The 21,346-nt window shown below is 65.9% G+C and carries 22 protein-coding genes; 8 read left to right on the top strand and 14 right to left on the bottom strand.

Annotated elements, in window-relative coordinates; translation table 11 throughout:
* Nucleotides 1–4 precede the first annotated feature (4 nt).
* The 4 genes from JQ591_RS32390 to JQ591_RS32375 are packed head-to-tail and all read left to right on the top strand — an operon-like array spanning nucleotide 5 to nucleotide 3,316.
* Complete coding sequence (locus JQ591_RS32390) at nucleotides 5–820, top strand: ABC transporter ATP-binding protein (protein WP_211400028.1); 816 nt, start codon at nucleotides 5–7, stop codon at nucleotides 818–820.
* Nucleotides 817–1,635, top strand: coding sequence for an ABC transporter permease (locus JQ591_RS32385; RefSeq protein ID WP_211400027.1), 819 nt, complete (start codon nucleotides 817–819; stop codon nucleotides 1,633–1,635). Before JQ591_RS32390 ends, JQ591_RS32385 begins: the two co-directional genes overlap by 4 nt.
* Nucleotides 1,635–2,624 carry a 2-hydroxyacid dehydrogenase gene (locus tag JQ591_RS32380; protein WP_211400026.1) on the top strand — a complete coding sequence of 330 codons (990 nt, stop codon included), beginning with the start codon at nucleotides 1,635–1,637 and terminating at the stop codon, nucleotides 2,622–2,624. The genes JQ591_RS32385 and JQ591_RS32380 overlap by 1 nt, the downstream gene beginning before the upstream one ends.
* Complete coding sequence (locus JQ591_RS32375; RefSeq protein ID WP_211400025.1) at nucleotides 2,624–3,316, top strand: AprI/Inh family metalloprotease inhibitor; 693 nt, start codon at nucleotides 2,624–2,626, stop codon at nucleotides 3,314–3,316. The genes JQ591_RS32380 and JQ591_RS32375 overlap by 1 nt, the downstream gene beginning before the upstream one ends.
* 67 nt (nucleotides 3,317–3,383) lie before the next feature.
* Here the strand turns inward: JQ591_RS32375 and JQ591_RS32370 are convergent, their stop codons facing one another.
* Nucleotides 3,384–4,772 (bottom strand): peptidoglycan-binding protein, encoded by a 1,389-nt coding sequence (locus tag JQ591_RS32370; RefSeq protein ID WP_211400024.1) that lies wholly within the window; start codon nucleotides 4,770–4,772, stop codon nucleotides 3,384–3,386.
* A gap of 284 nt (nucleotides 4,773–5,056) precedes the next feature.
* On the opposite strand from JQ591_RS32370, the gene JQ591_RS32365 reads away from it, so the two are divergent.
* Both JQ591_RS32365 and JQ591_RS32360 read left to right on the top strand, forming a co-directional pair.
* Entirely contained in the window at nucleotides 5,057–5,431 is a 375-nt protein-coding gene (locus JQ591_RS32365; RefSeq protein WP_211400023.1) for a hypothetical protein, read from the top strand.
* Nucleotides 5,432–5,608: 177 nt separating this feature from the next.
* Nucleotides 5,609–5,929, top strand: coding sequence for a hypothetical protein (locus JQ591_RS32360; protein WP_211400022.1), 321 nt, complete (start codon nucleotides 5,609–5,611; stop codon nucleotides 5,927–5,929).
* A 42-nt stretch (nucleotides 5,930–5,971) separates the two neighbouring features.
* On the opposite strand, the gene radC is transcribed toward JQ591_RS32360, so the two are convergent.
* The 3 genes from radC to JQ591_RS32345 all read right to left on the bottom strand — a co-directional run bounded on the left by radC (nucleotide 5,972) and on the right by JQ591_RS32345 (nucleotide 9,041).
* Complete coding sequence (gene radC, locus JQ591_RS32355; protein ID WP_211400021.1) at nucleotides 5,972–6,685, bottom strand: RadC family protein; 714 nt, start codon at nucleotides 6,683–6,685, stop codon at nucleotides 5,972–5,974.
* Between the two features lie 99 nt (nucleotides 6,686–6,784).
* Nucleotides 6,785–7,603 carry a type I methionyl aminopeptidase gene (map, locus tag JQ591_RS32350; RefSeq protein ID WP_211400020.1) on the bottom strand — a complete coding sequence of 273 codons (819 nt, stop codon included), beginning with the start codon at nucleotides 7,601–7,603 and terminating at the stop codon, nucleotides 6,785–6,787.
* Nucleotides 7,604–7,724: 121 nt separating this feature from the next.
* Entirely contained in the window at nucleotides 7,725–9,041 is a 1,317-nt protein-coding gene (locus JQ591_RS32345) for a mechanosensitive ion channel family protein (RefSeq protein ID WP_211400019.1), read from the bottom strand.
* 210 nt (nucleotides 9,042–9,251) lie between these two features.
* On the opposite strand from JQ591_RS32345, the gene JQ591_RS32340 reads away from it, so the two are divergent.
* Complete coding sequence (locus JQ591_RS32340; protein WP_211400018.1) at nucleotides 9,252–11,045, top strand: potassium/proton antiporter; 1,794 nt, start codon at nucleotides 9,252–9,254, stop codon at nucleotides 11,043–11,045.
* Nucleotides 11,046–11,214: 169 nt separating this feature from the next.
* Here the strand turns inward: JQ591_RS32340 and JQ591_RS32335 are convergent, their stop codons facing one another.
* The 5 genes from JQ591_RS32335 to JQ591_RS32315 are packed head-to-tail and all read right to left on the bottom strand — an operon-like array spanning nucleotide 11,215 to nucleotide 15,897.
* A complete protein-coding gene (locus JQ591_RS32335) occupies nucleotides 11,215–12,126 on the bottom strand; it encodes a polysaccharide deacetylase family protein (RefSeq protein ID WP_211400017.1) in 912 nt (303 codons plus the stop codon).
* Nucleotides 12,127–12,129: 3 nt separating this feature from the next.
* The gene (locus JQ591_RS32330; RefSeq protein WP_211400016.1) at nucleotides 12,130–12,927 is read right to left on the bottom strand and encodes an ABC transporter permease; all 798 of its coding nucleotides are present in this window, start codon (nucleotides 12,925–12,927) and stop codon (nucleotides 12,130–12,132) included.
* Nucleotides 12,927–13,790: an ABC transporter permease gene (locus JQ591_RS32325; RefSeq protein ID WP_211400015.1), complete on the bottom strand. Its 864-nt coding sequence runs from the start codon at nucleotides 13,788–13,790 to the stop codon at nucleotides 12,927–12,929. Before JQ591_RS32325 ends, JQ591_RS32330 begins: the two co-directional genes overlap by 1 nt.
* Nucleotides 13,787–14,866 carry an ABC transporter ATP-binding protein gene (locus tag JQ591_RS32320; protein ID WP_211400014.1) on the bottom strand — a complete coding sequence of 360 codons (1,080 nt, stop codon included), beginning with the start codon at nucleotides 14,864–14,866 and terminating at the stop codon, nucleotides 13,787–13,789. The genes JQ591_RS32325 and JQ591_RS32320 overlap by 4 nt, the downstream gene beginning before the upstream one ends.
* Nucleotides 14,863–15,897 carry an extracellular solute-binding protein gene (locus tag JQ591_RS32315; protein WP_211400013.1) on the bottom strand — a complete coding sequence of 345 codons (1,035 nt, stop codon included), beginning with the start codon at nucleotides 15,895–15,897 and terminating at the stop codon, nucleotides 14,863–14,865. Before JQ591_RS32315 ends, JQ591_RS32320 begins: the two co-directional genes overlap by 4 nt.
* Nucleotides 15,898–16,093: 196 nt before the next feature.
* Here JQ591_RS32315 and JQ591_RS32310 point away from each other — a divergent pair, with 196 nt between their 5' ends.
* A complete protein-coding gene (locus JQ591_RS32310) occupies nucleotides 16,094–16,873 on the top strand; it encodes a GntR family transcriptional regulator (protein WP_211400012.1) in 780 nt (259 codons plus the stop codon).
* A gap of 120 nt (nucleotides 16,874–16,993) precedes the next feature.
* On the opposite strand, the gene modC is transcribed toward JQ591_RS32310, so the two are convergent.
* From modC to mepA, 5 genes are all read right to left on the bottom strand, one after another.
* Complete coding sequence (modC, locus tag JQ591_RS32305; protein ID WP_211400011.1) at nucleotides 16,994–17,656, bottom strand: molybdenum ABC transporter ATP-binding protein; 663 nt, start codon at nucleotides 17,654–17,656, stop codon at nucleotides 16,994–16,996.
* Between the two features lie 2 nt (nucleotides 17,657–17,658).
* Nucleotides 17,659–18,354 carry a molybdate ABC transporter permease subunit gene (gene modB, locus JQ591_RS32300; RefSeq protein WP_211400010.1) on the bottom strand — a complete coding sequence of 232 codons (696 nt, stop codon included), beginning with the start codon at nucleotides 18,352–18,354 and terminating at the stop codon, nucleotides 17,659–17,661.
* Between the two features lie 13 nt (nucleotides 18,355–18,367).
* Entirely contained in the window at nucleotides 18,368–19,153 is a 786-nt protein-coding gene (modA, locus tag JQ591_RS32295; RefSeq protein WP_211400009.1) for a molybdate ABC transporter substrate-binding protein, read from the bottom strand.
* 179 nt (nucleotides 19,154–19,332) lie between these two features.
* The gene (locus JQ591_RS32290) at nucleotides 19,333–19,836 is read right to left on the bottom strand and encodes a hypothetical protein (protein WP_211400008.1); all 504 of its coding nucleotides are present in this window, start codon (nucleotides 19,834–19,836) and stop codon (nucleotides 19,333–19,335) included.
* Between the two features lie 354 nt (nucleotides 19,837–20,190).
* Entirely contained in the window at nucleotides 20,191–21,135 is a 945-nt protein-coding gene (gene mepA / locus JQ591_RS32285) for a penicillin-insensitive murein endopeptidase (protein WP_211400007.1), read from the bottom strand.
* Between the last annotated feature and the right edge of the window lie 211 nt (nucleotides 21,136–21,346).

Here is a 21,346-nt window from a genome sequence, read left to right as displayed (position 1 = left end):
GTCGATGTCATCAGTCAAAACTTCGACGGGGGTCGGGACCGGCCTGACGGCCTTGGCTGTCAGCCTGCGCGGCGTGACGAAGGTCTATGACAACGGCGTGATGGCGCTCGGCCCGCTCGACCTCGCCGTGCGCAAGGGCGAGTTCATCTCGCTGCTGGGCCCGTCCGGTTGCGGCAAATCCACCGCGCTCCGGCTGATCGCCGAGCTCGGCGCGCCGTCGTCCGGTATCGTGCGGCTGGCGCGCCACGAAGGCAAGGCGCCGCCTGGTCACGGCATCGGCTTCGTGTTTCAGGAGCCGACCCTGATGCCCTGGACCAGCGTGCGCGAGAACGTGCGGCTGCCGCTGAAGCTCGCGGGCGTGCCGAAAGCCGAGGCACGCACCCGTGCCGACGAGGCGCTTGCAAGCGTGGGCCTTGCCGATTTCGCCGAGGCTTTCCCCCGCGAGCTCTCCGGCGGCATGAAGATGCGGGTGTCGCTGGCGCGCGCGCTCGTCACCGACCCTGATATCCTCCTGATGGATGAGCCGTTCGCGGCGCTCGACGAGATCACGCGCTTCCGTCTCAACAACGATTTGCTCGCGCTGTGGCGCAGCCTTCGCAAGACCGTCATCTTTGTCACCCATTCGGTGTTCGAATCCGTCTATCTGTCGCAGCGCGTGGTGGTCATGTCGGCGCGGCCAGGCCGCATCCAGGCCGATATCCGCATCGAGACGGTCGAGCCGCGCGGCGAGGAGTTTCGCACCTCCGCCGCCTATTCCGATTATTGCCGGAGCGTGTCGGCCGCGCTGGCGCCGTCCTATTCAGGGCAGTCGATGCTATGAATGCGCAAGCCACCGTCACCGCGAAGCCGTCCGGCGTGCAACGGGCGTTGCGCTTCGTGCTGCCCGTCATCGTGTTCGCGGCGGGACTCCTGGCCTGGGAGCTCGTGGTCCGCATCAAGGACATCCCGCCTTACGTGCTGCCGGCGCCCTCCGTCATTTTCCTGACGCTGGTCAAGGACTGGGCGGTGCTGTCACAATCGCTCGCCGCGACGCTGCTGACCACGCTTGAAGGTTTTGTCGCGGCCAGCATCGGGGGCATCGCGCTGGCGCTGCTGTTCAACCAGTCCAAATGGGTGGAAGCTTCGCTATTCCCCTATGCCGTGGTGCTTCAGGTCACGCCTGTCATCGCGATCGCGCCGCTGCTGCTGATCTATCTGGAGCAGCAGACCGCGGTCGTGGTCTGCGCCTTCATCGTCGCCTTTTTCCCGGTGCTGTCGAACACCACGCTCGGGCTCAATTCGGTCGATCGCAACCTCGCCGGCCTGTTCCAGCTTTATGGCGCCTCGCCGCAGCAGACCCTGCGCTTGCTCAAGCTGCCGGCGGCGCTGCCCTATATTCTTGGCGGCCTGCGCATTGCCGGCGGCCTGTCGCTGATCGGTGCGGTCGTGGCCGAGATCGCCGCGGGAACGGCCGGGGCCGGCTCCGGGCTCGCCTACAGGATCGCAGAATCCGGCTATCGATTGAACATACCCCGCATGTTCGCGGCGCTGCTGCTGTTGTCGCTGGCCGGGATTGTCATCTATGGGGTGCTGGCGCTAGTTTCCCACCTCGTTTTACGGCGCTGGCATGAGAGCGCGCTTGGAAAGGACAACTGATGACCACCGGTTCGATTTCGTCCGAAAAGATCGACCTTCTGATTTATGGGCCGGTCCGGCCGATCCTCGAGAGCGGGTTTTCCGATCATTTCGTCGTGCACAAGGCGGAGACGCGGGGCGATCTCGAGCGGCTGACACCGGCGATCCGCGAAAAGATCCGCGGCGTGGCGGTGACCTATCACACCGTGCGCGCCGACAAGGATTCGCTGTCGCAATTGCCCAAGATCGAGATGGTGGCGAGCTTCGGCGTCGGCTACGACCACGTCGACGCCAAATACGCCGCCGAGCATAACATCATCGTCACCAATACGCCCGACGTGCTGACCGAGGAGGTCGCCGACGTCGCGATGGGCCTTCTGATCTCCACCGTACGTGAGTTCATCAAGGCCGACCGTTATGTGCGCTCCGGTCTCTGGCAGACCCAGAACTATCCGCTCAGCGTCGGCTCGCTGCGCGATCGCAAGGTCGGCATCGTCGGCATGGGCCGGATCGGACAGGCGATCGCGCGGCGTCTCGATGCCTCGCTGGTGCCGGTGGTCTATCACACCCGCAATCCGTCCAAGGACGTCTCCTACAAGCACTACCCGGACCTGATCGAGATGGCGAAGGCGGTGGACACGCTGATGGTGATCGTGCCCGGTGGCGCCAGCACCAACAAGATGATCAACGCCGAGGTGCTGAAGGCGCTCGGCCCGCGCGGTGTGCTGGTCAACGTCGCGCGCGGCTCGGTGATCGACGAGCCGGCGCTGGTCCAGGCGCTCAAGTCCGGCACCATCCTTGCCGCCGGTCTCGACGTGTTCGCGGCCGAGCCGAACGTGCCGGACGAGCTCAAGACCATGCAGAACGTCGTGCTGCTGCCGCATATCGGCTCGGCCTCGGTGGTGACGCGCAACGCGATGGATCAGCTCGTGGTCGACAATCTCAAGTCCTGGTTCGCCGGCAAGGCGCCATTGACGCCGGTTGCCGAAACGCCGTTCAAGGGGCGCTGATGAGATCTCTTCGGGTCGTTGCATTCGCCGTCGCGGCCTACTTGGCCGCGATCGGCATCGCGCATGCGCAGGATACGACGACCCTGAAGAAGGAGATGCCCGGGCAGTGGGAGCTTTCGACCACCGAGCGCAGCAAGACCTGCGTCGTCACGCTCAAGGCCGACGCTGCGGCTCAAGGCTTCAAGCTCGAGCTGGAGCCGGCCTGCAAGGCCGCGCTGCCCTTCACCAAGGACATCGTCGCCTGGAGCGTCAGGGGTCTCGACATCGTCCGCTTGCAGGATTCGAGCGGTGAAGCCGTGATCGACTTCACCGAGGTCGAGGCCGGCATCTTCGAGGGCCTGCGGCAAGGCGAGGGCGTCTACATCCTGCAAGACCTCGCCGCGGCACGCTCGATGGCGAAGTCGATGGACCAGATGATCGGCGACTGGTCGATCGTCCGGGGCAACGGCCAGCCGGTCTGCGGGCTGACGCTGACCAACACGGAGGCCGGGCCGGACAATTTCCAGGTCTTCCTCAAGCCGAAATGCGATGCGGCCATCGCGCAATTCAACCCGACGCAATGGCGGCTCGAGCGCGGCCAGATCATCCTGCTGTCGAAGGCCGGCGAGGCCTGGCAGTTCGAGGCCGACGACAACGCGCAATGGCGGCGTGTCCCTGATACCGCCGATCCCCTGATCATGCTGCGTCAGTAGACGCCGCGAAACGCGACCTCATCCTGAGGGCCCGCCATAGGCGGGCGTCTCGAAGGATGGACGCAGACTACGTCGTCGCCTTGGGCGGCGGCGCGGTGCCTTGGGCCCATTTCTCCAGCTTGCCGAGCACGCCCCAGGCCGTGAGCGCCAGCGAGATCGGCATCGCGAACTGGCCAAGGCCCGGCACGGCGGACACGAGCGTCCCGAGCAATCCGGCAATACCGCCCGCGTTGGGGCTGGCCGTCACCGAAGAGAGCAGCGCCGTGATCAGCGAGCCGCCGATGCCGAGCGCGGTCTTCTTGCCGTCGAGCATCTTGCCGATGGTATCGCCGAGCGCGCCATTGACCTGGCCGAGGACGGGCTTGCCGCCCTTGTTGAGCAAGGTGCTGAGCAGATCGACGACCTGCTTCAACTGGTCGACGGGGGCGGGGCTGGTCGGGGTGAGGGGTCCTGGCATGGGGGCCGTCTTGTTGACGAGGGAGAAGAGCCGTTCGAACAGGCTGATCGGATCCGTGGTGGCGGGCAGCGTGTTGCCCGATGTCGTCGTTCCCGGCGCCGCACCGCCGACCGGTGGCCGCAGCAATTGCGCGAGGTCCTCCAGCCGCTTCATGATCTGGGACACATCGCCGGTCGATCCGGTGGGGCCCGACTGCGCCGCGCGCGTGAGGGCGGCGACCGTGGCGCCGTCGAGAAGTCCGGTATCCCTCAGGCCGTTCTGCTGCTGAAATTGGGAGACCGCGGCCCCGGTCTTCGGTCCGCTGATGCCGTCCTCGGCGAGCGGCGGATTGGCGCCGAGCTTGTTGAGCGCCTGCTGCATGAGAACGATCGTCGGCGCCGCGTCGTCCTCCGGTTCCGCGCGGCTCGCGAATTGCGGGCTGCCGTCGAGGGTGATCGAGGAATCGAGCGCCATCATTGCATGCAGGATCACCGCGGTGCCGAGCTGGGAATCGACGTGGTTCGAATCGAACACATGATCGCGGACGAATTTGCCGGCCCTTGCCTCGGGCGGGCCATACAGCGTCGAGCCGCCATAGAGATAGGGCGAATTGCAGCCCTTGGCGTGATAGCCGAAGCCGTTGAACGCTTCGAGCCGAAACAGAATCCGCGCGATCCCCCAGTCGTGAGCGCCGACGAAATTTTCGATTCTGAAGGCGTCCACAGCGCCGTCCACGAACGTGGCAAACGGGCCGCGCCCTTTCGGAACGAGCGTCGTCACGCGATGAAGCGTTTCGCCGTTGCCGAGATAGGTGTCGAAATCGAAATTGGACTCGCGGTAGTGGCAGAGGGCGGCGAAATACCAGGGGACGCCGGTCAGCCGCTCGATCTGCTGATAGGTCGCCTTGCCGTTGATGGCCTTGCGTGCGACCGCGTTCGCGTCGGAGAGGCGTGACGGCCGGATCTCGAGATTGGCCCAATTCCGCTCGTATTCGCTTTTCAGACTCTCGAATGAGACCATTTTCCGCTCCCGCAATTAATTAATGAATTATCGAAACTCCGCGTCAGTCCAAATGTTGGTCCAAGTGAACCAGGTGCCGTGATCAGGGCGTGAGCCCAGCGTGATCTCCCGCAAGTCTGGCAGGGCGCCGGCGCGCCGCGTGTGAAGTGGGTTACAGCCTCGCCGGGAAATGAGCGGCGGGTCCGGGATCAGGGCGACCGCCCGCGAGGGAACCGGCAGGGCCGCTGCTCCGTTGGTGACGCGAGGCAGTCCGGCAAGGAGCCCTGCATGACAAGGAGCCCTGCATGACCAAGCGCATCCTCGCGAGCGGCATCGAACCCGGCAACGCGGACTACAGCGCATTCCCGCAGGTCACGCCGGAGCTCGTGCGCGACTATATCGATGCGCAGCTGCTGCGCCTGCGCGATCTCGGTTACGATGTCACGAGTTGCCTGATCGATCTCGATGCCGCGGCGGAAGCCGGCGTCACGGCCGCGCTGCGCGACGAGAATTTCGACTGCATCGTGATCGGCGCCGGCCTGCGCGAGCCGAAGGAGCGCCTGCTGCTGTTCGAGAAGGTGCTCAACCTCGTCCACCGCCTGGCCCCTGACGCCGCGATCTGCTTCAACACCACGCCGGCCGACACCGCCGAGGCCGTGCAGCGCTGGGTCGAAGCTTGAGATGAATCGGCCGGCCCGCGCTACGCGCGCGGCATGGCCTGAGCCGCCGTCGAGCCGAGCCTCCGACGCCGTCGCGTGAAGCGCCAGGTCCCGGCGTCCAGGTCCCGGCGTGGTGATTTTTCTGGTCCGAATCCGGCTGCGGCGCTATGACTCGCCTGACCACAGGGGAGGGCGAGCATGCTTCGAGGTCTTCGCATTGGAAGTTTCGCTACCGCGGCATGTCTGGCAGTCGTGATGGCGATGCCGGTCCATGAGGCGGCGGCGCAGGACGCCATTGGCGGCGCCATCCTCGGCGGCGTCGGTGGAGCGATCGTGGGCGGCGCACTCGGCGGAGGCCGCGGTGCCGCCATCGGCGCCGTCGTCGGTGCCGGCACGGGCGCTGCGATCGCCTCGGAGGGCGAACGCCGCCGCTCCGGATACTACGCGTATCAGCGTGGCTGCTACATGCAGCGCCGGGACGGCTCCTATGTCCCGGTCGATCCGAGATACTGCTACTGAGCGGCCCGACACTGGCGCCTTCGCGCCAAGCGAAAGCCAGCCCTAGATCAAACGCAGCCCACGCAGGCTGGCATGCCCGCTCTTGCCGACGATGATGTGATCATGGACGGCGATGCCGAGCGGCTTTGCGATGTCGATGATCGCCTTGGTCATCTGGATGTCGGCCTGCGAGGGCGAGGGATCGCCTGAGGGGTGGTTGTGCACCAGGATCAGCGCGGTCGCGGAGAGTTCGAGTGCGCGCTTGATCACCTCGCGCGGATAGACCGGGGTGTGATCGACGGTCCCGGTCTGCTGCACCTCGTCGGCGATGAGCTGGTTGCGCTTGTCGAGGAACAGCAGGCGAAACTGCTCCTTGTCGGCAAACGCCATGCTGGTGCGGCAATAGTCGATCACCTCGTTCCAGGACGACAGCGCGTTGCGGCTGTTGACCTCGCCCTTGGCGACGCGATGCGCCGCGGCTGCGATCAGCTTGAGCTGGTTGATCGCGGATTCGCCCACGCCTTCAACCTCGCGCAGGCGCGCCACCGGGGCATGGACGACCTCGGCGAACGAGCCGAAAATCTTGATCAGCGTCTTCGCCAGCGGTTTGGTGTCGCGCCGCGGCAGTGCCGGAAACAGCGCCATCTCCAACAGCTCGTAGTCGCTGAGCGCATCCGCGCCCGCGCTGTAGAAGCGTTCGCGCAGCCGCTCGCGATGGCCGAGATAGTGCGGCGCGTCTTCCGGCTTGCTCTTGTCGTGGTCGGTCTTGGCGGGCATCGCGCACCAAGCATGCCGAACGGTGCGCGTTTTGCAACCGTCAATTGCGATGCCAAATCCGGTTCACGCCAGCCGGCGCCCCCGAAGGTCAGCCCGGGATCACCCGATCTGCTTCTCGCCGTGCCGCTCCGACAGCGTGAAAATCTCGACGCCCGTCGCCGTCACGCCGACGGAGTGCTCGAACTGCGCCGACAGCGAGCGGTCGCGGGTCACGGCGGTCCAGCCGTCGGAGAGGATCTTCACATGCGGCTTGCCGAGATTGATCATCGGCTCGATGGTGAAGAACATGCCGGGCTTGAGCTGAACGCCTTCGCCGGGCCGTCCGATATGGATGATGTTCGGCTCGTCGTGGAACATGCGCCCGAGGCCATGGCCGCAGAAATCGCGCACCACGCTCATGGCCTGCGGCTCGACGAAACTCTGGATGGCGTGGCCGATGTCGCCGGTGGTGGCGCCGGGCTTCACCGCGGCGATGCCGCGCATCATCGCTTCATACGTCACCTCGATGAGACGCTCGGCCTTGCGCGCGATCGGGCCGACCGCATACATCCGGCTGGAATCGCCGTACCAGCCGTCGACGATGAAGGTGACGTCGATGTTGACGATGTCGCCCTCTTTCAGCGGACGGTCGCCGGGCATGCCGTGGCAGACCACGTGGTTGAGCGAGGTGCAGGTCGAATAGCGATAGCCGCGATACATCAGCGTCGCCGGATAGGCATTGTGGCTGAAGGCGAAGTCGCGGACGAACTGGTCGATGCGCTCGGTCGGCACGCCGGGCCCGACGATGTCGGTGAGCTCGTCGAGGCACTTCGCCACCAGCGCACCCGCCTTGCGCATTCCGGCAAAGGCGCTTGGTCCATGCAGCTTGATCTGTCCGGTCTTGCGCAGGGAGGTATCGGAGGCTTCGACGTAGCTCATGCGGGCGCTATCTTCTGAGGTGGGCTCGATTTCGGCGGAAAGGCTTGATTTCGCGCCCCAATTTAATGATTGCGCGCCTTCATGCAAGTCGAGCGTGCCTGCCTTGCGCCTGTAAGCGGGCCTAATTCGGGACTTCTACGGTGGTTTCCACCGGCAGGGCGCCGCCGCGGACGCGGATTTCGCGGACGGGGTAGGGAACCCGGATGCCCTCGCGCTTGAAGGCGTCCCACAGCGCCAGCATCACGTCGCTCTTGACGTTGTCCATGCCGTCGGGGTCGGCGATCCAGAAGGTCAGCGAGAACTTCATCCCGGCTTCGGCGAACTCGGTCAGGATGGAATTCGGCGGCTTGCCCTTCTGCGCGCGCGGATGAGCGGCCGCGGTCTCGGCGGCGAGCTTGCAGACCAGCCGCGGGTCCGCCTCGTAATTGGTGCCGAAGGCGATCTTCACCAGCGTGTTCTTGTCGGTGTAGGTCCAGTTGACGACCTTCTGCGTCACCAGATCCTCGTTCGGCACCAGGAACTCGCGGCCATCGCCGGCCGCGACGGAAATATAGCGCGTCTTCATCGCGCTGATCCGCCCGGTGTTGTCGCCGATGGTGACGAGATCGCCGGGCTTCACCGATTTGTCGGCGAGCAGGATGATCCCCGAGATGAAATTGGCGACGATCTTCTGCAGGCCGATACCGATGCCGACGCCGACCGCGCCGGAGAACACCGCGAGCGCCGAGAGATCGATACCGACCGCGCCGAGCGCAATGACAATAGCGATGGCCAGAAGCCCGATGCGGATGATCTTGACCAGCAGCACCTGCACCGACGGCGTCAGATCGGTGGTCGAGTTGATCCGGCTCTCGGCGAAATTGCTGGCGATGTTGGTGAGCCAGAGCGCGATGAGCAGCAGCGCGGCGGCCTTGATCACGAGCAGCGGCGTCAGCCGCAGGCCGCCGAGCACGATGGCGATGGAATCGAGCAGGTCGACCGTCGCATCGAGCTGGCCGAGGATGGAGAGCGCCGCGATGAACCAGGCCGTGATCGACACCAGCTTGACGATGAAGGCGTTGCGCAGCACCGAGGTCAGCAGCCGGATCGCGAGCCAGGCCAGCCCCAGCTTGGCGGCGACCATCAAGAGATAGCTGCGGCTCGGCCAGGTCGCGTGGTACATGACCACGCGCGAGACGATCACGAGCATGGTGAACGCCGCCGTCGAGGCGCTGGAGACCATCACCCGGACGAAGTGCCGGAGCGGCAGCGGCCAGCGCATCGCCAGCGAGGTCATGTCGATGCGGCTGCGAACGGCGGTTTCCGCGGCATAGGCGATGCCGGCCGCGGCCAGAATGAGCCCGAATTGCAGGTAGAACCAGGGCGACGAAATCTCCGCCCCGACGCTGCGCGCGGTGGTCTGCACGAACTCCATGAAGTCTTTGAGGTCCATGTCCATCGGTCTCGTCGGGAAGCGGGCGGGAAGCGTTGATTCGAGGGCGCCGCAGATTCCCACAAAGGGCGCGGCCGGACCACCGATACACCGGCATGTGATGCGCGTTAAGGCCGCAAAATGCGGGCAGATTGCCGCGAGCGGGAGAAAATGGGTTGGCGTGGGAGTCTGCCGACGATAAGGATGCAATCCCAGCGATTTTTACCCGGAAGGTGGATGGCTTCCCTCGACACTGTCAGCCTCGCCATATTGCTCGGCGCCGTCCTGGTGTTGGCCGGTATCCTGTCAAGCCTGCTTGCGCTGCGCTTCGGCGCGCCCCTTCTGCTCGTCTTCCTCGCGATCGGCATGCTCGCGGGCGATTCAGGTCCCGGGCAGCTGCAGTTCGACGACGTCCGAACCACCTATCTGGTCGGCTCGGTGGCGCTCGCACTGATCCTGTTCGACGGTGGCCTGCGGACTCGCTTTGCCAGCATCCGCACCGTGCTCGCGCCCTCCGTGGTGCTCGCGACCGTCGGCGTGCTGCTGACCGCGCTGATCACGGCGCCGTTCGCGAAATATGCGCTCGACCTCAACTGGACGGAGTCGCTGCTGGTCGGCGCCGTGGTGGCCTCGACCGACGCGGCTGCAGTGTTCCTGCTGGTGCATACCCAGGGCCTGCGCCTGCGCCCGCGCGTCGGCGCGACGCTGGAGGTGGAATCCGGCACCAATGATCCCTTCGCGATCTTCCTGACCCTGATGCTGGTCGAATACATCTCGCTGGGAACGGGCACGGCCGCGCATGTGCTGAGGGAGTTCGCCCAGGAGGCCGTGCTGGGCGCCGTCGTCGGGGTGATCGGCGGGCGCCTGGTCGTCATCGCGCTCAATCGGGTCGCGCTGCCGCAGGGCCTCCACGCGCCGTTTGTCACCACCGCCGCGCTCGTCATCTTCGGCGGCTCGCAGATCATGCACGCTTCGGGCTTCCTCGCGGTCTATCTCGCCGGCATCATCATCGGCAACCGCCCGACGCGCGCGCATAATTCGGTGGTGGCCTTCCTGGACGCCGCGACCTGGCTGGCGCAGATCGTGATGTTCGTGCTGCTCGGCCTGCTGGTCTCGCCGAGCCGGCTTGGCGGCAGCGTGCTGCCGGCGGTCGGGATCGCATTCGTCCTGATGCTGGTGGCGCGGCCGATCGCCGTGTTCGTGTGCCTCGCGCCGTTCCGCTTCAACTGGCGCGAAAAGATCTTCATCGCCTGGACCGGCCTGCGCGGGGCGGTCGCGATCTTCCTGGCCTCGATCCCGATGCTGGTCGGCCTGTCGAAGGCCTATCTCTATTTCGACGTCGCCTTCGTCGTCGTCATCATCTCGCTGCTGCTGCAGGGCTGGACCCTGGGGCCGGCCGCGCGCAAGCTGCATGTGGCGCTGCCGCGCGCCGAGCGTGGCCCGCGCCGCGTCGAACTCGATCTACCCGGCCAGCTCGAGCAGCAATTGGTCGGTTATCCGGTACGGCCCAAGAGCCTGTATTTCCGCCGCGGTTTGATCCCGTCCTGGTCGAAGCCGACGCTGGTGATCCGCAAAGAGAGCATTTTGACGCCGATTGAAGCCGAGCCGATCGCGCCCGGCGATTACATCTATCTGCTGGCGCCGCCGGAAAAGGCCGAATCGCTCGATCGCTTCTTCGTCGACATGCAGCCGAGCTCGGCGCCGGACCCGCATCTGCTGGGCGACTTCATGGTCTCCGGCGAGCACACGCTCGCCGAGCTCGCAGAGATCTACGGCGTGAAGGTCGGCGAGGACGAGAGCAAACACACGCTCGCGGATTATTTCGACGTCCATCTCGACCGCGCGCCGAAAGAGGGGGCGGAACTCGTGCTGGATCCGATCGTGCTTGTGGCGCGCTCGATCTCGGGTGGCCGCGTCAACGTCGTCGGCCTGCGCCTGCCGGAAGACGAGGAAGCGCCCGCGCCGCTGACGCGGACACAGGTTCTGCGGCGCAAGCTCGCGGAGCTTTGGACGTCGGTGGCGGGGGTTTAGCTGTCGCGCTGTTTTGCGAGCCGCTCCCACAACCTCGGTGTCATCGCCCGCGAAGGCGGGCGATCCAGTATTCCAGAGACAGTCGTGATAGAGCCGAGACGCCGCGGCGTACTGGATGCCCCGCCTGCGCGGGGCATGACACCTTCTGTGTGGCGAAGGCCGCTGCAAATCACTCCCCCGCCGGCACCACTTCCTTCCAATGCCGCGCAATCGCGGCGCGCGGCGCGATCCATGCCGCGCCGCTTCCAGTGACGTGCGCCAGGATCCGGTCCAGCGCGCCGATCCGGCCGGGGCGGCCGATCATCCTCAGATGCAGCCCGACTGACATCATCTTCGGCGCTGTCTCGCCCTCGCGCTTGAGCCATTCAAAGGCGTCGATGACATAGTCGGCGAAGTCGGCGCCGTTGAAGCGCGAGGCGTTGTAGTACTGCATGTCGTTGGTGTCGAAAGCGTAGGGCAGCACCAGGTGCTGCTTGCCGGCAACCTCCCTGTAATAGGGCAGGTCGTCATTATAGGCGTCGCTGTCGTAGAGGAAGCCGCCGTCCTCGACCAGCAGGCGCCGCGTGTTCGGTGAGGTCGCCGAACGCGTGTGCCAGCCGACCGGGCGCTGCCCGGTGACGCGTTCGATCGTCGCCACCGTATTCGCGATGACCTCGCGTTCGCTCGCTTCGTTCATGTCGGCGTGGCTCTGCCAGCGCCAGCCATGGGCCGATACCTCGTGGCCGCGGGCAATGGCATCGCGCGCCAGCTCCGGCGAGCGTTCGACCGCGCGGCCGCAGGAGCTTACCGTCGCCTTGACGCCGTATGCGTCGAACAGGTCCATGATGCGCCACCATGCGGCGCGCGTGCCATATTCGAAATGACTGTCGATGCAGGAATCCGGGCCGTCGAGCTTGTGGACCACTTCGTAGATCGCCTCGTTGCCCGCATCGGCGTCGTTGACGGAAAACTCCGAACCCTCCTCGAAATTCACCACCAGCGACACCGCGACGCGCGCGCTGTTCGGCCAATGCGGGTTGGGCGGCTTGCCGCGATAGCCGACGAAGTCGCGTTGGGAGACGGGTTGCTTTGCTTCACTCATGGATCAGTCCGAAGTTCCGGCCATGCGATGCAGGCCGACGACGCGGTCGCTGACGAACAGCAGGATCACCGTGCCCGACAGGATGAGGGTGGAGAGCGCCGCGAGCGTCGGGTCGGGCGCCTCCTCGATATATTGCAGCATGCGGATCGGCAGCGTCTTGGTGCGGACGTCGGCGAGGAAGATCGACACCGGATAATTGTCGAACGAGGCCAGGAACGAAAAGATTCCCGCGATCAGGAACGACGGCGCCAGCGCCGGCACCATCACCCGCAGCACGCTGCCGGGATAGGTGCAGCCGAGTGTCCGCGCCGCCTCGATCAGCGTGAAGTCGAACCGCGCGAGACCCGCGATCATCGTGCGCGCGACGTAGGGCAGCGTGATGACGAGATGCGCGACCAGCAGCGTCGCCCAGGGCGCGGTGAAACCGACGGCGCGAAAGCCTTGCAGCAGCGCGATGCCGAGCACGAGGCCCGGCATCATCAGCGGCGAAACCAGCGCGGTCGCAAAGATGTTTGCGCCCGGCAGCTTTCCGCGCGCGATCGCGATCGCGGCGAGCGTGCCTGAGACCAGCGAGATCGCCGTCGACAGCAGCGCGATCTGAAGCGACAGCAGCAGCGACGGCCAGAAGCCGTCGAGCCGGCCGATCCTGCCGTACCAGCGCGTCGATGCACCCGTGAGCGGCAGGTCGAACACCGGCGTCGGCGAGAAGCTTGCCGCCGCGATCACCAGCAGCGGCGCGATCAGGAACAGGGCCAGCCCGATGGCCATCACCCAGCAGACGATGATTGCGGCGCGTGCCATCACTTCGGCTCCCGCGACAGGCGCGCACTGAGCGCGACGACGGCAATCGCGATCGCCAGCAGCACGACGCCGGCTGCGGCGCCGAAGCCGGGTTCGCGCGCCAGCAGATAGGCCTTTGCGATCGCGGTCGCGAGCGTCGGATATTTTTCGCCGATCAGGAGCGTTGGTACCACATAGGCGGAGACCGAGAGCGAGAACACCAGCGCCACGCCGGCGATGATGCCGGGGAGGGTCAGCGGCAGGATGACGCGGAAGAACGCCACGATCGGCGAAGCGCCGAGTGTTGCGGCGGCCTCCGCATAGCGCCGATCGAGCTGGGCGACGATCGCGTAGATCGGCAGGATCATGAAGGGCAGGAAGATGTTGGCGGCGCCGACGATCAGCGCGGTCTCGGTGAAAATCATGCGTATCGGATCTTCGATGATGCCGAGTGCCATCAGCGTCTCGTTGACGATGCCGTCGCTGCGCAACAGGATGGTCCAGGCGAACGCCTTGACGATGACACTGGCCGCCAGCGGCAGGAACAGCGTCGCCAGCAGCACCGAGCGCAAGGCGCCGCGGGCGCGCGCCAGCGCGAAGGCGGCGGGATAGCTGATCAGGAAAGCGATCAGGGTCGTCAGCAGCCCGAGCCGCAAGGAATTCCAGACCACGCCGAGATAATAGGGCGTGCCGAGCAGGCGCTTGTAGTTGGCGAAGGTCAGCCCGTTGGCATCGACGATGCTGACGCCGAGCAGCAGCACCAGCGGCAGCGCGAACACGCCTGCGATGATGACGAAGGACGGCAGCACGAATCCGATCGCGGCGAGCCGCTCGCGGTCGACCGAAGGTGCGGCCACTGGTGCCGGAAGGGCCGCCTCGGTCATGCCTGCATCTCCATCGGAAATGCAAAGGTCTCGGTCACCGGCCAGCTCAAGCGGATCTCGTCATGCACGACAGGGATCGCGCCGTCGCGCCCGGAGAGCTCGGCGAGCAGGCTTTCACCGGCCCCGGCATCGACCTCGACCAGCGTGCGCGAGCCCTGGAACACCACGGAGCGGACCCGGCCGGCGGCCGTATTCGCTTCGCTTTGCTCGCCGATCCGAAACTGCTCGGGGCGCGCTGCGACGATGACGGGCGAACCCGCCTGGAAATTGCCGAGTGCGGACAAGCGGCCGACCTTGGTCTCGACCTCGACCTTGCCGTTGCCCGCCGCCAGCACCGTGCCGGCAATCCGCGTCGAGAGCCCGACGAAGTTGAGCGCGAACAGGCTTGCGGGCCGCAGATACAGCTCGCGCGGCTCGGCGAGCTGCTCGATGCGTCCCTTGTTCATGACCGCGACACGGTCGGACATGGTCAGCGCCTCGTCCTGGTCATGCGTCACGAAGATCGCGGTTGCCTTCACGTCCTGGAGCAGGCGGCGCAGCTCGACCTGCATCTCCTCGCGCAATTTCCGATCGAGCGCGGACAGCGCTTCGTCGAACAGCAGCACATCAGGCTCGACCGCGATGGCGCGCGCCAGCGCCACGCGCTGCTGCTGGCCGCCCGACAGCGCCGAGATGCGCCGGCCGGCGAGATGGCCGAGCTTGACCAGCGACAGCGCGCGTTCCACCGCGGCGTCGATCTCGCGCCTGGCCGCGCCGCGCACCTTTAGCCCGAATGCGATGTTGCCGGCGACGGTGAGATGCGGGAACAGCGCGTAGCTCTGGAACACCACACCGACGTTACGCTTGTGTGGCGGCACGTGGGTGATGTCGCGCCCGGCGAGCTCGACCTTGCCGGTGTCGGGCTGCGCCAGGCCGGCGATGGCACGGAGCAGCGTGGTCTTGCCGCAGCCGGAGGGGCCGAGCAGCGTCACCAGCTCGCCGCGGCGGATGGTCAGGTCGATGTGGTCTAAAACCGTCGTCGGCCCGTAGCGCTTGGAGACGCTGCGAACGACGAGATGCGGGGCGGCTTCGCTCATGTCATCTCCTTGCTCCAGCGGTCGACCCAGGAGGCGCGGCTCTTGGCCACGAACGCCCAGTCCGGCGCGAACAGCGAGGCCGGGTCCGGGAAGCCCGCCGGCGTCGGCGTGCCCTTGTTGGTCGGCGCGACGAAAGCCTTGTCGGCGAGGATGATCTGCGCTTCCGGGCTGAGGAAGAAGTCGATCACGGCATCCGCGAGATCGCCGGCCGGTGCACCAGCCACCTTTGCGATTCCCGACGGCATCGCAAAGCCGCCATCCTGCGGCACGGCGAGATCGACCGGAGACCCTTCCGCCTTACGGATCAGCGTGTAGGCCGAGAACTGGCCGCCGATCATCCAGGCCTCGCCCTGCTCCATCAGATTGATGGCCTGCGGCGCGTTGGTGTAGACGTTCAGGAGGTTGGCCTTCAGCTCCTTCGCCTTCTTGAAGGCGGCGTCGATCTCGTACTGCGCCTCCTTGTACGGCTTGCCGGTCTCGAGATGGGCGGCCGCGAGCAGGGTCCAGAAACCTTCGGTGTTCGACAGCGACGGCACGATCACCCTGGAGGCATATTTGGCGTCCCACAGGTCCGCCCATTTCGTCGGCGCCGTCTTCATGCGCTTGGTCGAATAGGCGATGCCGGCCCAGGGCCGCTGGTAGTTCGCCCACATGCCGTCCTGATGCACCGCGCCGTCGACCAGCTTGCCGAGGTTGGCGATGGACGATGCCGACATCTTGGCGATCAGGCCGTCGGCGGCTGCCGGCAGCATCACCGGATCGTCCATGATGACGACGGAGATCTTCGGCGCGGCCTTGTCGGCCTGCATCTTCTGGAGATTGGTCAGCGAGTTGGTGCCCTCGTAGAGCACCTTGCAGTCGAGCTTCTTCTCCAGCACGGGAAACAAATCGGCATTGAAATATTTCGCGGCGCCCGCGGGGCCGCCGATGACGATCTCCCTGGGCGCGGCACGCAGCCGCGCCGGGGCGGCGATGATCGCGGCCAAGGCCGCGCCGGATGTCAACACGCTGCGTCGGGAGGGGGTGTGCATGGGCATGTCCCGTTTGTTGTGCGTAAAGCTTGCAGCGAAGACGCAGCAAGCGCCATGCCAAATGTGCACATTTTCATAAATGTATGTTATATCAATAAGTTAATTGATTGATGATTTTGGCGCTTGCATGCCTGCGCAGCAAATGTGCACATTTTTTGGAGGTGACGCTGCGCATCCTTTAGGCCTAGCTACCGCCATGGCGACGCAGCGCAGGCGAAACGGCAAAGGAAACGGCAAGGCCAATCCGGCGGAGGACGAGGCGGTCTATCAGGCCATCCTGCACGCGCTGCTGGAGGGCAAGCTGAAGGCCGGGGCGAAGCTCGCCGAGCCGCCGCTCGCCGAGATATTTGGCGTCTCGCGCGAGCGCATCCGCAAGGTGCTGCATCGGCTCGGCGCCGAGCGGCGGCTGGAGATGATCCCCAACCGCGGCGCTCGCGTGCCGCGCCCGACGCTCGACGACGTCCGCAGTGTCTACGAGGCGCACCGCGTGCTCGAGGCCGGCGTGCTGACGCAGCTCGTGCGTCATGTCGACGATGCCTTGATCGATCGGCTCAACGCGCATCTCGCCGAGGAGCGCGCCGCCGCAACGCGCGGCGACCGCGCCGCCTCGGTGCGGCTGTCCGGCGCGTTCCACGTTCATCTGGTCGAAGCACTCGGCAACGCAGAGCTCTCGCGCTTCCTCGCCGATCTGCTCAGCCGGTCCTCAGTGATGGTCTCGGTCTACGAGCCCGCCACCGATTCGATCTGTGCGGTGGACGAGCACGGTGCCATCGTCGAAGCGCTCCGCGCCCGCGACGTGGCGCGTGCGATTGCGGTGTCGCGCGAGCATTTTCTGCACGTGGAGAGCCGCCTGCATCTGGACGATGTGGTGCCGGCGAGTGAGGATTTGACCGCGGTGTTTGCGGCGGAGAAGCCGAAGCGGCGGAGACACGCTGTCGTCCCGGCGAAGGCCGGGACCCATAACCCCAGGGAGTAGTTTGGCGAAGACTCGGAGTTGCCCTTCGCCGGTACTCACACCGCCGCTATCGTTAGATCACGCGGTATGGGTCCCGGCCTTCGCCGGGACGACAGCGGAGGTTGGGACGACCAGCCACCCTCACGTCAACACCTTCACCCCGCCGAACGACGTTACCCGGCCCTGCTTCAGCATCACGATCTGCGTCGCGAGCTGGCGCAGCTCGGCGACGTCGTGGCTGACATAGACCATGGGGACGTTGGCTTCGTCGCGCAGCCGCACCAGATAGGGCAGGATCTCCAGCTTGCGGCCCTCGTCGAGCGCGCCGAGCGGCTCGTCGAGCAGCAGCAGGCGCGGCCTCGACAGCAGCGCGCGGCCAAGCGCGACGCGCTGACGCTCGCCGCCGGAGAGCTTTCCGGGGCGGCGACCCTCCAGCGCGCCGATGTCGAGGAGTTCGATGACGCGCTTGTGCTGCGCCGGATCGGGCGCGAGGCCATTCATCCGCCTTCCATAGTCGAGATTTTGCGCGACGGTGAGATGCGGAAACAGCCGCGCGTCCTGGAACACATAGCCGATGCGGCGGCGCCAGGTCGGGACATGAATGCGGGCCGTGCTGTCGTCGACGGTCTCGCCGTCGATCACGATGGTGCCACGGTCGGGCCGCAGCAGCCCCGCGATCATGTTGACCAGTGAGGTCTTGCCGGCGCCCGACGCTCCGAACAGGCCGATGACACGGCCTTCGCTCGCGAAGGAGGCGGACAGCGAGAACTCGCCGAGCTGCTTTTCGATGTCGACGCGCAGCATGGTCAATTCCCGTGCAATCGCGCCGTGGCGCGGCGAGCGAACCATTCGGCCGCAATCAACGCACCGAGCGCCAACACGATCGAGACGATCACGAGTCTTCCCGCGGCGGCGTCGCCGTCGGGCGTCTGGATCAGCGAGTAGATCGCGGACGAAATCGTCTGGGTCTCGCCGGGAATGTTGGACACGAAGGTGATGGTCGCGCCGAACTCGCCGATCGCCTTGGCGAATCCGAGCACCATGCCGGCGAGCACGCCGGGCAGCGCCAGCGGCAGCGTCACCGTGAAGAACACTTTCCAGGGTGCCGCGCCGAGCGTCTCGGCGGCCTGCTCGAGCCGGCGGTCGATCGCCTCGATCGACAACCGCATCGGGCGCACCAGCAGCGGAAACGCCATCAGGCCGCAGGCGAGCGCAGCACCGGTCCAGCGGAAGGCGAACACGATGCCGAGATGGTCCGCCAGGAAACCGCCGACGAGGCCGCGGCGGCCGAAGGTGAGCAGCAGCAGATAGCCGGTGACGACAGGCGGCAGCACCAGCGGCAGATGCACCAGCGCATCGAGCACCGACTTGCCCCAGAAATCACGCCGCGCGAGCAGCCATGCCAGCGCAATGCCGAACGGCGTTGCCACCAGTGTAGCGATCACGGCGACCCTGAGCGAGAGCAGGATCGCCGTCCATTCGGCGGGAGAGATGTCGAGCATCAAATCGCAGAAACTAAGTTGAGGGGCTGATCAGGAACTTGAAACCGTATTTTTCCAGAATGGTCTTGGCGGCGGTCGAGCGCAGGAAGGCGAGGTAGTCGTTGGTCTCGCCCTTTGCCGTCGTGGTCGCAGCGACGGGATAGATGATCGCGGGATGCGAATCCGCCGGGAAGGTGCCGACGATCTTCACGCCGGGCTCGACCTTGGCGTCGGTGGAATAGACGATGCCGAGGTTGGCCTCGCCACGCGCGACCAGCGTCAGCGCGGCACGCACGCTCTCGGCCATGGCGAATTTCGGCTCGGCCGCCTGCCAGGCCCCCAGCTTCTCCAGCGCCGCCCTGGCATATTTCCCAACCGGCACGGACTTGACGTCGCCGGTCGCGATCCTGCCGTCGCCGGCGAGTTTTGCGAGGTCAAAACCCTGCGCGATGGGGACGTTGCCGAGCTTGGAATCCTTCGGCGCGATCAGCACGATGCTGTTGCCGAGCAGATTGACCCGGGTCGATTCGTTGATGGTCTTCCTGGCTGTGGCGTAGTCCATCCAGTCGGTGTCGGCGGAGACGAACACATCGGCCGGCGCGCCCTGCTCGATCTGCTTGGCGAGCACGGAGCTTGCGGCATAGCTGACGCTGAACTTGACCCCGGTCCTGGCGGTGTAGGCGGCGTCGACCTCGTCGAGCGCGTTCTTCATCGAGGCGGCGGCGAACACGGTGATGGTCTTGTCCTCGGCGGCGGCAGGCGAAAGGCTCGCGCCCGCGACGATCGCGAAGGCCGTGAAAAGCAAGGCTATACGAATCATGGATGCGCTCCGTGCGAGATCGCGCGCGCAAGAAGCACGCGCAAATCCGGCGTTGGTGGGTCCGAGCGACGGGCGGAAGCGCTGTTCCACGGGTCCCTGCGGCGGCTTACGGCCGGCAGGGATATCGCTGGTCTCGAAGATAGCAGGCCGGGGCCTCAGGTCAAAGGCGACCGTTTGGCTTATTGCGCCGGCAGGATGGCGATCGACAGCGAATTGTCCTTCGCACCGCTGACCTGGAGCACGACGGGCTGCGCCGACAGCTCGTATTTCATGGTCTTGCGGATGCCGTCGCAATCGGTCGCGCCGCTGAAGGCCACGGGCTTGAGGATATGCCCGTCCTGGACCACGTCGACCCACGCGCCCGAGGACAGGCTGATCGTGTAGAGCCCGGCCTTCGGGGCCTTGATGCTGGTGAAGCCGGCAAACGTGCCGTCCTTTGGCGCCCGCTCCGGAGGCGTCGGCAGTTTTGCATCCGCGGGCGCGACCAGCGCCAGTGTGATGGCAGCCGGCGGCAACGCGGCCTGTTCGCTTCCCGAGGCGAGCTTGGCACGGCCCGGCGCGGTCAGTGCGGCGCGGTCGCGCTCGATCGGCCATTTGAACTTGTCGCAGCCGCTGGGCTCTTCGGCGGCGAGGGCGGAGCTTGCGCCAAGCGAAAGCGCGGCGAGGAACGCGAGGATGCGCATCTGGAATCTCATCGTTGGCCACGCGGAAGACGCGGGCTTGCGGTCAGGCTTGTTGAAAGGGATGCGCATCCCGGGAAGGCCGCGGGCTTACGGCACGGCGGCAGCGCATTCTATCGCATTCGGGTCGTGCGAACCAACCCACTCGTTCGTCATCCCGGACAAGCCTCACACTCAACCGTCGTCCTGGACAAGCGAGCAGAGCGAGCGCCGATCCAGGACCCATTACCCCAGGGAGGAGTTTGGCGAAGACTCGTGGTTATCACTTCGCCCCACGACTCCTCCCTGGGGTAATGGGTCCTGGCTTTCGCCAGGACGACGGCTGAGTGTGAGGTTTGCAGCGAGTGGACGAGAGCTTTACGGCTTCGCATTGGCCGCGTGCAGCACGGCCTTGCACGCCGCCGGCATCTGCGCCAGCGTCATCGGCGGTTTCGGCTTCGGTGGCTCCGGCGGCGGTTTGGGGTGCAGCACGCCGTCGGTGAACCAGTAGGCGAGATCGGAGGGCTTGCAGCCTTCGTCTTCGGATTGCGACGACTGGCCCTCGCAGTCGCTCGCGCCCGCCGGGCAGCGCATGCGGATATGGAAGTGATAGTCGTGGCCCCACCACGGCCGGATCTTCGACAGCCAGGAACGGTCGCCCTTGGCCTCGCGGCACAGCGCCTTCTTGATCGCGGCATTGACGAAGATGCGCTGCACCGCCGGCTCCTGCGCCGCATCGCGCAGCGCCAGCACATGGCCCGGCGTGAACACTTTTGGATCGATGTCGAGCCGGTCCGGCCGCACCATCATCACCGCCGACATCTCCTCGCGCTCGTCACGCGACAAGCGACGGTCCGGCATCGGCGTCAGCCAGATGTCGGCATCGAGGCCGATCTGGTGGCTGGCATGGCCGGACAGCGCCGGCCCGCCGCGCGGCTGGGCGATGTCGCCGACCAGGATGCCCGGCCATCCCGCGTCCTTGTGCGCCCTGGCCGCAAGCCGCTTGATCAGCGCGATCATCTCGGGGTGGCCGTAGCTGCGGTTACGCGACAGCCGCATCACCTGCCAATTGTCGCCGTTCAGCGGCATCTGCATGGCGCCGCCGATGCAGCCCTTGGTGTAGGAGCCGATGACATGCGCCGGTCCGGTCGAGGGCAGCAGTTTTCGCGCGAACAGCTCCCTGGCGCCGATCGTGGGATCATTCGGATTGGCAAGCGGCGGCAGCGGCTTCGGGTTGACGCTGCCCTTGTCCTGGGCCAGCGCGTCGCCGGCGGCCAGGAGCGTCATGACGAGCAGGAGAGGGGCGAGGCGGCGGGGACTCATGCTGACATCCTTATAGCCCAACACCGCGTCAGGGTTAAGAAACAGTCCCTCGGCTGAAATATCGTCCAAAAGTCGCAGTTCCCAGTGCGGAGCCGGCCGATTTTTAACGACGCGATAACCCTCTCATGCATTGACCAAAATTCGTGCGCGGGACGCGTACTCTCTCCTTTCTGCATGCAATCGCGCGCGATCTCGGAAATGATTCAAGGCA

This window comes from Bradyrhizobium canariense (genome assembly GCF_018130465.1).
Lineage (GTDB): Bacteria > Pseudomonadota > Alphaproteobacteria > Rhizobiales > Xanthobacteraceae > Bradyrhizobium > Bradyrhizobium canariense_C.
The sequence above is the reverse complement of the archived record's forward strand: the minus strand, read 5'-3'. Positions and strand labels throughout refer to the sequence as shown.